The sequence below is a fragment of the Dyella acidisoli genome (genome assembly GCF_030160295.1).
GTDB lineage: Bacteria > Pseudomonadota > Gammaproteobacteria > Xanthomonadales > Rhodanobacteraceae > Dyella_B > Dyella_B acidisoli.
In genome coordinates this window covers 354,953-368,107 of sequence record NZ_BSOB01000017.1, presented here as the reverse complement: position 1 = coordinate 368,107, position 13,155 = coordinate 354,953, and the positions used below count along the sequence as shown (strand labels likewise).

Annotated in this window: 8 protein-coding genes, 1 tRNA gene and 1 pseudogene; 4 read left to right on the top strand and 6 right to left on the bottom strand. The window is 57.5% G+C overall.

Annotated elements, in window-relative coordinates; all coding sequences use genetic code 11:
• Positions 1 to 33 precede the first annotated feature (33 nt).
• Positions 34 to 1,749 carry a DUF885 domain-containing protein gene (locus tag QQJ86_RS10885; protein WP_284320959.1) on the top strand — a complete coding sequence of 572 codons (1,716 nt, stop codon included), beginning with the start codon at positions 34 to 36 and terminating at the stop codon, positions 1,747 to 1,749.
• Between the two features lie 168 nt (positions 1,750 to 1,917).
• The gene (locus tag QQJ86_RS10880) at positions 1,918 to 3,354 is read left to right on the top strand and encodes an amino acid permease (protein WP_284320958.1); all 1,437 of its coding nucleotides are present in this window, start codon (positions 1,918 to 1,920) and stop codon (positions 3,352 to 3,354) included.
• 353 nt (positions 3,355 to 3,707) lie between these two features.
• Here QQJ86_RS10880 and QQJ86_RS10875 read toward each other — a convergent pair whose 3' ends face one another.
• The 3 genes and pseudogenes from QQJ86_RS10875 to QQJ86_RS10865 form a co-directional block, all read right to left on the bottom strand.
• Entirely contained in the window at positions 3,708 to 4,061 is a 354-nt protein-coding gene (locus QQJ86_RS10875; RefSeq protein WP_284320957.1) for an Hpt domain-containing protein, read from the bottom strand.
• Between the two features lie 626 nt (positions 4,062 to 4,687).
• Entirely contained in the window at positions 4,688 to 4,918 is a 231-nt protein-coding gene (locus QQJ86_RS10870; protein ID WP_284321010.1) for a fimbrial biogenesis chaperone, read from the bottom strand.
• A gap of 81 nt (positions 4,919 to 4,999) precedes the next feature.
• Positions 5,000 to 5,326 (bottom strand): annotated as a pseudogene (locus QQJ86_RS10865) (fimbria/pilus periplasmic chaperone); the annotation flags it as partial.
• Positions 5,327 to 5,344: 18 nt separating this feature from the next.
• On the opposite strand from QQJ86_RS10865, the gene QQJ86_RS10860 reads away from it, so the two are divergent.
• Together QQJ86_RS10860 and QQJ86_RS10855 are read left to right on the top strand one after the other, a co-directional pair.
• Positions 5,345 to 7,474 (top strand): hybrid sensor histidine kinase/response regulator, encoded by a 2,130-nt coding sequence (locus tag QQJ86_RS10860; RefSeq protein WP_284320956.1) that lies wholly within the window; start codon positions 5,345 to 5,347, stop codon positions 7,472 to 7,474.
• Positions 7,475 to 7,591: 117 nt separating this feature from the next.
• Positions 7,592 to 8,014 (top strand): response regulator, encoded by a 423-nt coding sequence (locus QQJ86_RS10855; RefSeq protein WP_284320955.1) that lies wholly within the window; start codon positions 7,592 to 7,594, stop codon positions 8,012 to 8,014.
• Between the two features lie 337 nt (positions 8,015 to 8,351).
• On the opposite strand, the gene QQJ86_RS10850 is transcribed toward QQJ86_RS10855, so the two are convergent.
• The 3 genes from QQJ86_RS10850 to ppnN all read right to left on the bottom strand — a co-directional run bounded on the left by QQJ86_RS10850 (position 8,352) and on the right by ppnN (position 12,973).
• Complete coding sequence (locus tag QQJ86_RS10850) at positions 8,352 to 10,211, bottom strand: beta propeller lectin (RefSeq protein ID WP_284320954.1); 1,860 nt, start codon at positions 10,209 to 10,211, stop codon at positions 8,352 to 8,354.
• Between the two features lie 1,217 nt (positions 10,212 to 11,428).
• Positions 11,429 to 11,505: transfer RNA gene (locus QQJ86_RS10845), tRNA-Asn, on the bottom strand.
• A gap of 67 nt (positions 11,506 to 11,572) precedes the next feature.
• On the bottom strand, positions 11,573 to 12,973 hold the full coding sequence (gene ppnN, locus QQJ86_RS10840; RefSeq protein ID WP_284320953.1) for a nucleotide 5'-monophosphate nucleosidase PpnN: 1,401 nt from the start codon (positions 12,971 to 12,973) through the stop codon (positions 11,573 to 11,575).
• Positions 12,974 to 13,155: the final 182 nt, after the last annotated feature.

Below are 13,155 nucleotides of genomic sequence, written 5' to 3'. Positions count from 1 at the left end.
GAAGGACTAAAACGCTTCGCCACGTATCTTCTTTTGCTATTCGTTATCCAACCCGTACTCGCCGCAACTGACGCCGACCAAACCTTCCACGATCTCTACACCCACGAATGGCAATGGCGCCAACAACAATTCGCCGGTGCCGACGACGAAGACAGCCAAGGCAAGACAGCCGACCACTTGCCGAAGGTAGATGCAGCGACGCAGGCGATGCGCGAGCAGTACTGGAACAACGTCCTCTCCCAACTCGACGCCATTCCCGAAGCGCAGCTCAGCGCAGAGGACCAGGTCAACTACGCCGTCTACAAGCAGCAGATCGAAACGCTGCAGAGTGATCAGACATTCAAAACCTGGCAGATGCCGTTCAATAGCGACTCGGCATTCTGGAGTGATCTCGGTTTCGCGGCACGTGATCATTTCGCCAACGCCAAGGACTATCAGAATTACCTCGGCAAGCTGCGCGACATACCGCGTTACTTCGACGAGCAGATCGCCAACATGCGGCTGGGTTTGGCCCGCGGATTCACGCACCCGCAAATCATCTTGAAAGGGCGCGATCAATCGATCGAAGCCGTGGTCGACGCGCAAGGCGAGCAGAATCTGTTCTACGCTCCGTTCAAGCAGATGCCGGCCAGTGTCCCAGCCGAGCAACAAGCCGCTTTGCGTGCCCAAGCCTTGGCAGCCATCAAGCAAAAAGTCATTCCCGCTTACGCCAAGCTGCTGGCATTCATGCGCAATGAATACATGCCGCATGCGCGCACCACGCTTGCTGCCGAGGACTTGCCCGACGGCCAAGCGTTATACCGATCGAAGATTCTCGAATACACCACGCTGGATATGGGCCCCGATGCCATCCATGCGCTGGGTTTGAAAGAGATGGCCAGCATCCATCAGCAGATGCTGGTCATCATCAAGCAGACCGGCTTCAAGGGTAGCTTCTCCGACTTCCTCCAGTTTCTACGCACCGATCCGCGCTTCTACGCGAAAACGCCGGATGAATTGCTGAAGGATGCAGCCTGGATCGCCAAGGAAGTCGATGGGAAGGTAGGCGACTACATCGGCCATTTGCCGCGCCGTCGCTTTGCGATCAAACCAGTGCCACCGGATCTTGCGCCAATCTATACGGGTGGACGTGGCGGTCCGGGCATTTATCTGGTCAACACTTACGATCTACCTTCGCGCCCGCTCTATTCGCTGCCGGCGCTCACCTTGCACGAATCTTCGCCTGGCCATGCACTGCAGATGCCATTGGCCGAGGAAATGCAGGGACTGCCCGACTTCCGCCGCTACACCTATATCTCCGCCTACGGCGAGGGCTGGGCCTTGTATTGCGAATACCTGGGCCAGGAGATGGGCATGTACCAGACGCCTTATGAGCAATTCGGCTATCTGAGCTATCAAGCTTGGCGCGCGGCGCGGCTAGTGGTGGATACCGGCCTGCATCATCTGCATTGGACGCGCGAACAGGCGCGGGATTATCTGCGCCAGAACACTGCGTTGGCCGAACATGAAATCGACACCGAGGTGGATCGCTATATCGCATGGCCGGGGCAGGCATTGTCGTATTACCTCGGTGAGATTGAAATACGCGAGGATCGTGCGCGTGCCGAAAAGGCGCTGGGAGAGAAGTTCGACATTCGCGCCTTCCATGATGCGGTGCTTTCTACTGGCTCGGTACCGTTGCCGGTGTTGCATCGGCGGATCGATCAGTTCATTGCCAAGGGTGGGGAGTCGCCGTATGCACAGCCCTAGTTATCCAATTTGCGCAGACGCACCACGCTCGTCATTCTGGCGAAGGCCGGAATCCAGTTTCAATAGGTCGTGCGAAGCACTCGAAAGCAGTTTTGTGTCCTTCGGACGCATATTTGCACTGGATTCCGGCCTTCGCCGGAATGACGATTCGGCACAGGGGAACATCACATGAGCTTGTGGACCGACATGACCCGGCGCAAATCCGTCGCCGCCATGCAGCAGGAAACAGGGGAACGCAGCGGGCTACGACGTGTGCTTGGACTCTGGCAGCTCACCGCCATCGGCTTGGGCGGCATCATCGGCGTCGGCATCTTCGTGCTCACCGGTACAGTTGCCGCCACGCAAGCAGGACCGGCAGTGGTGTTGTCATTCCTACTCGCAGGCATCGCCAGCGGTGCGGCTGCACTCTGCTACGCCGAGTTCTCCGGGCTCATTCCCGTATCCGGCAGCGCTTATACCTATGGCTACGCTGTGCTTGGCGAGTTCGCCGGCTGGATCATCGGCTGGGACTTGCTGCTCGAATACGCGCTGATCGCTGCTGTAGTTGCGGTGGGTTGGTCGGGTTACGTGCAGGCCTTGCTGGATGCCATGGGCTTGCCATTGCCGGTATGGGCGCAAGGTGCTTATGGCAGTGCGCCGGGGCGCTTGTTCAACCTTCCCGCGGTTGTGATTTCACTGCTGATCACCACCTTGCTCGCCACGCGCATGCAATGGGGCGCGCGCTTCAATACGGCGATCGTGGCAATCAAGATCGCCGCGGCGGCGGGCATCGTGATAGCCGGCGCTGCCTATGTGAAGCCCGAGCGCTGGCATCCGTTCATGCCGTTCGGTGTGCATGGTGTAGTCACCGGTGCGGCCGTGGTGTTCTTCGCGGTGTTTGGTTACGACATGCTTACCACCGCCGCGGAAGAATCACGCAATCCGCAACGCGATCTGCCGCGCGCAGTATTGCTGTCGCTCGGTATTGCGATGGCGTTGTATTTCGCCATTTGCCTGGTGCTAACCGGTATCGTGCCATACACCACGCTCAACACTCCCGCGCCGGTAGCGGGTGCGTTCACCGCCATTGGTTTGCCACAAGTGATGGTGGCGATTTCGCTGGCATCGATCTGCGGCATCACCAGCGTAATCTTCGCCAACCTGCTCGCTGGCGCGCGGATCTGGTTCGCGCTGTCGCGCGACGGCCTGTTGCCCGGCTGGTTCGCTAAAGTACATCCGCGCTGGCATACACCACACCGCACTACCCTGTTGCTGGGTGCTGTCACGGCGATTGCATCAGGCATGTTTCCACTCGATGAATTGGCCAAACTGGTGAACATAGGTGTGCTATGCGCCTTTATCGTGATCTGTACTGCAGTGGCGGTACTGCGTCGGCGCCATCCCGACATGACACGTCCTTTCCGCACACCACTGGTGCCGCTGGTACCTCTGATCGGCGTGGGCTTTTCTTGCTGGCTGATTTGGGGATTGCCCACCATCACCTATTGGCGTTTTACGCTCTGGCTGCTGCTCGGCCTGCTGGTGTATTTCGCTTATGGCCGTCATCACAGCCGCCTGAGCACATCGGTCGAGAGTGCAGCATCTGTGCACGAATCCGCATCCTAGATGCCGGATTTCGCCAAGACGCCCCTACCAGCCTGTCCCACCATGCAAACAGGCCCGTGCACGACGCCACCTCCGCCGGTCGGACACACCGGTGCCCTCCAAGACGTGCACGGGCCATTTTTATGTGCGTGTGATGGCCATTCGCCGTCGGCATAGTGGCTGTATTCGTGGATCGTCGACGCTTTTTGCAAAGGCGGGCCGCCACCAGCGCGGCCGTCGGATTGAATGGTGTGAGTCGCAATCGCCCCATGCAGGACGTGCCGACCGAATTCGCTACGCAGTGCAGTGGCAGAACGAGAGCGACGCGTCTGCTGTCTGAACACGTCGCTTCGAAATCGTGCAGATTGAACGGCTCAACTGTTTTCGGTGTAGCGCTGAAGTAGCCGGCGCAACGATGACTTCAGGTATTCGATGTCGCGTTCGCACTTGTCCAGACCTCCCGTCTGAACGCCCTGCTCAGCCATGCCACAATCGTTGGCCGCCGAGTGCTCTCCGACGATAAACAACGCGCCTTTCAACGAATGAATACATTCCAGCAGACCGGACTGGTCATGCCGGCGCAAGGCACCGTCGATGCTTTCGAGGTCGCGACTGATCGATTCGACGAGAATATGCCGATCTTTCCCAGACAATCTGATCGTCATGGCCGGCTTGCCGGTTGCGGCATACGAGTCCGATGCGATGGACGGATGCTGAGAAGTGACCATAACGCGTTACTCCCTGAAAGAATGGCGGCAGTGATTCGGATGCAGTTCCCGTCATGGACGAACGCCGAACGTCTAAAAAGCTTCCCCCTACGATCTCACTGTATCGCTGTCAGGCTAGCAACATCAGCCAAACCGTGATCCTTATCGAGCCAGGCAAGCATAGCGCCGGGCAACCAACTCACCTCAGTTTGGCCGAAGGAAAGGTGTCCAACATCCTCTCAATGCCCGGACAAGCCAGAATTTTCAACTTTTCCAGATTGCCCTTGTCGACTGCATCTTGATCGATGACGGCGACTTCCCGGCGACACACCCTGTAAGTTAAATGACAGAGACGGCCTACCGAATAAGATCGTTACGAAAAGCTCGACATGTGCAAATTGATGCACACCGTATCATCCATGTGGTCTATCTGACTCAGGCCGCTCGTTTGCCAGGCTTGGGTATCGTCTTGCCAGAACGTCCCCTTGCTCGCCATCGATTCGCTCAGCTTGAAGTCGGTAACGTTAGAAAACAGACGCACCCTATTCTGAGCAAAAGCCCGCACGTGCAAATCGCCGGTCCCTGTTGAAAATGGTGACCGACAAATGCGGTGCCGGGATGCCAATGCGAGATTCTTCTTTACGCCGTTATGGCGTCAACATCGCCGTGTGGGAAACAAATTGACCATAGTCGTCGATGCTTTTGAAATGCACTTCCAACTTTGCGCCGGCGGCTGGGTGAAAATCCTTGAGCGGGTAACGCTGCGTGCCGCCGGGCACGATCATTTGAGGGCTTTCGCTCTTGATGTCCTTACCATCAATAACCAGTGATACGCTCTCAAACGAGACGTAATAGGCACTAGGATTTTCCGCAACCAGTGCCGGTTCCGCACCATCTGTCGCCAGCTTCCAGCGTAGCTGTCCCGGCGCATCAGCGGCATTACCTTTCAGATCTTTGGGACGGAAGAACAGCTTGATGCGCGTGCGAAAGGCCAACTGCAGCGTATTGGGCTGCTGACTATTGACGGCCTTGGGCTTGGGCGGCACTTCCAGCACATTTACCCAAAACACCGACTCTTTATCCGTCGGCAGCGATTTATCGTTGAGGTAGGACACCCGCAGCGCTTGCCCTTTACCGGGGTCGATGCGGAATACGGGCGGCGTCAGGAGGAACGGTACATGGAGCTGATCCGGCGTACTCTTCTCATTGCCGTCATCGATCCAGGCTTGCACGAGTAGCGGCGACTTCTCGTCTTGATTGGTCAACTTGACGGTGATCTCACGCTCCTGCGCCGGATACTTATTATGTTATGCCTTCTCGTGCCTGGGATCAGTCAGTCGCAGACAGAGGAGCTTTTCACGCCCGAAGAGCGGGCGTGGATGGCTGCGCATCCGGTTGTGAAGTACGCGGGATATCCGGATTGGCACCCCTTCGAATATATAGAGAACGGCAAAGTCTCCGGCTTGGCGGTCGAATACCTTGCAGCCATTTCCCATACCAGCGGATTGCGTTTTCAACCTGTCCTGGAAATAGACCCTGCACAGCCGCACCAAGCTCAGCGAGCGCTGGATCGCGGCAATGTCGATCTGCTTCCCGCCGTCGCCTCCGAAGATGTTTCCAAGACTGCGCCGGATCCCCACGTCGTACTCAGCGACCCGTATTTCGTGGGCACTGCCGTGATCATCACGCGCGATTCTGCACCCACGATCTTCGATCTTGGAAAATTGCGCAGCAAGCGCGTGGCAGTACGGAGCCAAGGCTTTTTCGGACAGCTTCTGCTCGAACGCTTTCCGGACATCACGCTAGTGCCAAGCCCGAACGCCGAAGCAGCTCTGGATGCCGTCGTGCAAGGCAAAGCGGATGCGGCGATCGATATGGACGCAGCACTGATGCCATTGTGGCGGCGCAAATACCTCAATACATTGCACGTTTCCGGCACGGTGAATGACGCCCTGCTCAGCATTCGCATGAGCATGCGCAGCGACACGCCTGAGCTGTTGTCCATCATCAACAAATCACTGGCTTCGCTCACTGCCAAACAAACTGACGAAATGATGGCCAAATGGATGGACGACACCGACTATGGTGCGCCATCGTGGCAAGTACTGATCCGCTTTCATGTTCTACAAGCAGTAAGCGCTTTGGTAGCGCTGATGGTTTTCATTACCCTATTCCTGATCGCACGCCGAGATCGCCGGCGAGCCGTTCGTAGCGAACGTGACAAAGCAGCTTTTCTCGCAGTGATGAGTCATGAGATTCGGCTGCCATTAGGTGCGGTAATCTCGTCCGTGGATTTGCTCAAGCAAACCCGGCTCGATGGCAAGCAACAACAGATCGTCGACAATGCCACATCTGCTGCAGACGCTCTGCATCATCTGCTCGACAATGTGCTCGACCTTTCGAAGCTCGAGGTCAACGGCATGAAGCTCGAATGGCTACCATTCGAGCTTGAAAAACTGGGCCAGGATGCCATAGAGATTGTCCGCCACAAGGCACAAGCCAAGCGTCTTCCACTCGTATTTCGATCGCACATTTCCGCGGGGGCCGTCGTTATTACAGACCCCACGCGCTTGCGTCAGATAGTGATCAATCTGCTATCGAACGCGGTCAAGTTCACGGAACGAGGTAGCGTCATCCTGGAAATGACGCTGCATCAAAGCCATGGCATGGACATGCCGGCGCAATTGTCGGTGGAGGTGCGGGATACCGGTATCGGCATCTCCGCCGAGCGCCGCAATCGCCTGTTCCGAGCTTACGCGCAAGCCGACAATACGATTTCCCGCCGTTATGGCGGTACCGGGCTCGGTCTGAATATCTGTCGACAGCTCGTCGAATTGATGGGTGGCACCATCGAATTGCATAGCGAAGTGAACGTCGGAACCACGGTGTCGTTCACTGTACCGGTTACCCTTGGCGAAATGCCGGCATCAACCGATCAAGTCTCGCCCGCCACCAGGTCCATAGCCGAACTGCCTCGACGCAAAACCTTCTCGTCGCAGAAGCACGCCTCGATCCTGCTTGTCGAAGATCATCCGGCGAATCGATTCGTTATCGAGCAGCAGCTTCAATCCATCGGCTGCCGGGTAACTTCCTGTATGGATGCTGCTTCCGCATTACGGCTGCATCAGATCGAATCCTTCGACATGATCCTGATGGACTGCGATCTTCCGGATATGGACGGCTATACGCTGACACGCATGATCCGCGAACGTGAAAGTACAACGCATCACCACACGCCTATTCTGGCACTCTCGGCATCCACGGATGCCGATCACCGCATGCGGTGTATCGAATGCGGCATAGACGGCTTGTTGAAGAAGCCACTACAGCTATCAGTACTCCAGTCCGAATTGGCGCTGTGGTGTGGCATCGAGTTGCCCACTGCTCCTCCATCGCAAACGAATAAGCATCCGCCGAAAGACAACTGCGCTTGAACATCCACCGCTGAGAGCGTCCGTCCGCGGCGTCCTTACGCGGACAGACAGTGCAACTAGTCCTGCATAGAATGGCTACGCACCGTTCGCGCCGCACCAAAGGAGCCTAAATCCGTCATGGCCGCCGCTACGCAAAGCATTCGAGTATCCCTTCTTGACGATCATGCGCTGGTTCGACTAGGTCTAGCCCGTGTCATCGAACAGCAACCGGACTTGATCCTGGCTGGAAGTTACGCCTCAGGTGCCGAGGCGCTGCGGGAGCTTGGATCCTCGTCCACCGATGTGCTGGTACAGGACTACGCGCTCGCCCCGGGCGACATCAGCGGCCACGAACTCATTCTTGCGTTGAAACAGCGGAACCCAGGACTCAACATCCTTGTCTTGACCGCGAGCATCGATGAAACGCGCGTGTCCGCCTGCCTGGAAGCAGGCGCCGCGGGTGTCGCGCACAAACAACTCCCCTTGCCTGAATTGATGAATGCCATCCGCACGATCCAAAGTGGGCAGCGGTTCGTCGATCCAAGCCTGTCGGCTCCATGAGTCCTACGTGAAAGCGCTCTACGTCTAACCCGCCAACACAACATGCAGACACAAAAAACCCCGCATTGACGCGGGGTTAGATGTTTCCACAAAAATCGGGGAAGACCCTGCGGAAAGTAGATGGCGCCCGAAGTTGGACTCGAACCAACGACCCCTGATTAACAGTCTGGGCAGGTTACCGCTCAAATCAAATACTTGCCTGAGATAATTTTTATACGGATCGTGCCTCTTCACTCCATTACATCAAGGAGTTATGAGGGAGTTTTATGCACCAACATGTGCCAATGGTGAACTTCGACTTTTTCATGGGAGCTCCTGACGTTGCTCACTGAAACGGTCACATAAGCGCGGGCCCACCCCATGAACCAGCCGATTGAACCCAGGAGACCGTCGCTAGTCCGGCGTTGTTCACGCAGAACAGGTCGGTCTGGCTGCTCGCACCGAACTGCTGCGAGCTTGTCACCGGTGAACCCGGGGGGGCGAAACCCGGCGGGCTTACCTGCACAGGACCATTCCACGATCCGGCATTCTCGACCCAGAAGACGTTCATCCGTCCGTTCACGTCGACCACAAATACATCAGTCTGGTTGTCGCAGCCGAATTGCTGGATCGCGCTCATAGACGCACCCGGAGGCGCGAAGCCCGGTGCACTGATCGCCACGGGGCCGTTCCAGGCCCCCGCATTCTCAACCCAAAACACGACCAGACGCCCGGTGCTGTCCACTACCCAGACATTGGTCTGGTTATCGCAGCCGAACTGCTGACTGGTCGCTAGACGCGCGCCGGGTGGAGCGAAGCCTGCCGCGCTGATCGGCACAGGACCATTCCACTGTCCCGGCTGATTGGTCCAAAACACGACCAGGCGGCCCGTGCTGTCCACCACCCAGACATTGGTCTGATTCGGGCACCCGAACTGCGGGCCTGCGGCCAACCCAGCGCCGGGCGGAGCAAAGTGGGACGGACCGATCGGTCTCGGGCCGCTCCAGTTACCGAGACTCTGCACAGAGAACACCGAGAGCTGTCCTGATTTGGCCACCACAAAGGCGTCGGTCTGATTGGTGACGGAGAACTCCTGGCTTGCTACCAGATGCGCGCCCGCAGGGGCAAAGCCCGTCGGGCCGATCGGGACCGGCCCGTTGAAGCCACCGTTCGCCTTCGCCCAGTAGACCTGCAGCTGACCGTTGTTCCCGACGGTGAACACGTCCGTCTGACCGCCGCCACCGAACTGTTCCGAAGCAGCGACCGCCGCACCTGGTGGGGCCAGCCCCGCCGGCCCGTAGCCCGTAGGGCCACTCCAGCCACCCGTCCCCGTGACCTGAAACTGCTGTAGCTGACCGGCTCCCCCCATCATGTAGACCTCGGTCTGCGCCGCAGCTCCGAACCGCTGAGAGGATGCAAGATGTGCACCCGGAGGGATCGTCGGTTGGGGCGCGTTGAAGCTCTGCGTCGTCGACGCGCTCGGTCCAGCGGGCAGACCGCCATAAACAGAGTTGGAAGTCTCTTCCGTCACCGTGCCTGCGGCCGAGACGCAATCAGGCAGGCTGTTCGACACCGTCAGGGGACTGGTTGCCGCATAAGTAATCGTCCCCGCTCCGCTCTGCAGCAGGGTCACCTCACCATTGTCCTGGCCGACGATGTTGAGCTCAAAAGCGTGGATCGGCGCCAAGCCAGTCGAGTCGACCTTCGCTCCGATAGGAGAGCCCGTCACTGGTAGGCCAAGCAAGTCGATCAGCCCCGTGCTAGGGGTGTGGCCGTGGCCGTCGTCCATACTAAATGTCACACCGGTGACATTGCCCGCCCCATCATTTGCTAAGGCGATGGTCAAGCTGTAACCGGCCGGCAGGGTGGGCGTTGCACTGCCCATTTTAAATAGCTGCCCCTGATGGTTGATGAAGTTGAAGTTCGGCGGAAGTTTTAGCTGTTGCCCGTAGTTGACCGACGGCCAGTTGTCGATCATCCAGTTAATGCTGGGATTGCCGCCCGAAGAGACGACAAACATAAACACGTACTGCTGGTAGACGCAGTTTGCGTTCTGAGCCGAGTACGCGTTTAGCTGAAAACTCATCCCTAGAGGGACAAATATCTCCTGCGTAATTTTGATGGAAACCGTCAGCCCGGTCACCGCGCTGCAGTCACTGTTGATCAGATAGTTTGAGTTGCTGGCCAGCCCGCCGGCTGGTGCTTTGACGTCACCCATGAATGCCTCCCTTGCTGATGGTTGCACGTAAGAAAGCTAGGATTTCCGATCAGATCCAACTGCGTGCTTCTGCCGCTGACAATCAAAAAAGCGCCACTGAGCATAGTTTTCTATTACAGCGATGGAGGCTGGGAGTGGATACGTGCCACCGCCCGCAAACCCTTAGCTCGCCGCATTCCTCTACATGCCAATGCGATATACGCATTGCCACCCGTTTTGTCGCCTAACCTTCTGCCCCTGTACTGAGAAACGCATAGACAAAAGGCGTTGCTTAGCAGTCATGGAGCGTGACAAACCCAAGTCAGCATTGTCCCGCAATGCTTTGCCTGGAATTAGTGGCACGGGTTAGGTGTCGGTGGTGGAACAACCCCCTGGGAGCTACAAGCTACGTAACACGACGTGTAGTAAGGGCCGGAACACTTTTGATTATTTGTTGCATAGCAACTGTAGCCTGGCACCTGCTTCTTAAATTGCGAGGGGCCGGAACCACAACTGCAAGTCATCGGTCGGTCCGGCTTTTCTATCGGACAACTAAGCAAATGACTAGAGGCTGATGCATCTGGATGGAAAGGTGCAGATGATTGCGTTGCAAATGACGCTGCGACTACGCACCACAGAACAACCACTGTGAGCGACTTAATTACCATGTAGATGCCCCCCAACTGACAACAAAGTTACCGAATCGGGATCGCCCAAAACAAGAAATACACGTAGCCATGTTCGACGCCAAGCAAACGCCGACTCGCAATGCAACTAACTCTCCAGAGATGCAACAGACAACGTCGCTATGAAGCGACTTGAAATAAAACTTAGAGCCCCTGTTGCTTGCGCGCTCCAACCTGAGAGCTGCCGAGCTGTAATAGCAAGCTAGTCGTTATGACGGCGTGATGCCAATAGCAGAGCTTTTTTTGCGCACTGCTCGAATGAAATCGCAAAGACAAAGCGAGACCTTCTAAAAAACGGAGCCAACCAAATACGCAGTACGGGATATTGATTTGATTAATAGCTCGATAGGTTTGCACGTAGCCCTGTTTGCGAATGACGGCCTTCCACGTGGCCGAAGCGGTTCGCACAAACGTTGCCATTTGGCACTCCAAACATCTCAGGTGTACCGAAAATGTACCGATGGTGAAGTTTGGGTGCCTGTAATCCTGGGCGGATAAATTGCCGAGAACCAAAAAAACAAAGGCCAGCAATGATTTGCTGGCCTTGATATTTGGCGCCCGAAGTTGGACTCGAACCAACGACCCCCTGATTAACAGTCAAGTGCTCTAACCGGCTGAGCTATTCGGGCGGGGAGCTGCATAGTTTGGGGAATCGGGCCCAAGGCTGTCAAGCCATGGACGCTTGGATTTCCGTCTTCAGTTCGTGAGCACCCGGTAGCACGGCACGTAAGCGCTACCGCCGGGGAGTTTCATGCGGTGTTGCTGGACGAAGGCCTGCAGCAGGCGGTCCAGGGCACGCATGATCTCCGGCTCGCCGTCGATTTCGAACGGGCCGTGCTGCTCGATGGCGCGCACGCCCTCGTCCTTCACGTTGCCGGCGACGATGCCCGAGAAGGCGCGGCGCAAATCGGCAGCGAGTTCGTGCCGTGGGCGATTGCGATGGATGGCCAGCGCGCGCATGGCGGCATGGGTGGGCATAAACGGCTGCTGGAATGCCAACGGAATGCTCAGGGACCAGTTGAAGAAGAACGCATCCTTGTTGTCCAGGCGATGGTTGCGCACCTTGTCGATGCCGCGCACGGCCGCGTGCGCCACGGCGATCGGATCGTCCACGATGATCTTGTAGTGCTGCGCAATCTCGTCGCCCAAGGCGAGACGCAGGAAGGCATCGATCTGCTCGAAATAGGCGGCGGATTGCTTGGGCCCGGTGAAGATCAGCGGGAACGGAATGCCGGCGTTGTCCGGATGCAGCAGGATGCCGAGCAGATAGAGGATTTCCTCCGCCGTACCGACGCCACCAGGGAACACCACAATGCCGTGCCCCATGCGAACGAATGCTTCAAGGCGCTTTTCGATATCCGGCATGATCACGAGCTGATTCACGATCGGATTCGGCGACTCGGCCGCGATGATGCCCGGCTCGGTCACGCCGATGTAGCGATTCTTGCGGCGACGCTGCTTGGCGTGGGCGATAGTTGCGCCCTTCATCGGTCCCTTCATGGCACCAGGACCGCAGCCCGTGCAAATGTCCATGCCGCGCAAGCCAAGCTGATAGCCGACGGACTTGGTGTATTCGTACTCATCGCGCGAAATCGAATGGCCACCCCAGCACACCACTAGATTGGGATCGATCTGCGGTTTGAGAATGCGCGCATTGCGCAGGATCTCGAACACCGAGTGGGTGATCCCCACGGTATCGTGCAGATCGAACGCGCCCTGCTCCAACTGCGTGGCCACGTAGACAATGTCGCGCACCACCGCCACCAGCAACTCATTGATACCGCGAATAAGCTGCCCGTCGACGAACGCCTTGGCCGGCGCATGAGAGAGTTCGATCTTGATGCCGCGATCCTGCTGCAACACCTGGATATCGAAGTTGGGATATTGCTCGAACATGCCACGCGGATCGTCGCCGATCTCGCCTGAAGTGAGCACTGCGAGTGCGCACCGGCGCAACAGGCCGTGCAGCCCGGAGCCGCTGGCATCACGCAGGCGGATCACCTCGTTGCGAGAGAGGATATCCAGGCCGCCAGCGGGCGAAATGCGAGCGCTTACCGTAGCGGGCTTGCCGGATTTGTCGATCTGCGTGTCGTTCATTTCCCATCTTCTCCTGGATTTCTTACGCGGCGCGGTGCTGCAACCTGTGCGTGCGGCCGCCTAGCATCTCGCCGAAACCGTGGCGCGGTCAATGTTTTGGGCACAAAAAAGCCCCGCTGCGCGCGGGGCTTGCCTCACCCCATCCCTCTCCCCAAAAAGAGGAGAGGGAGTCGGGCGAGATG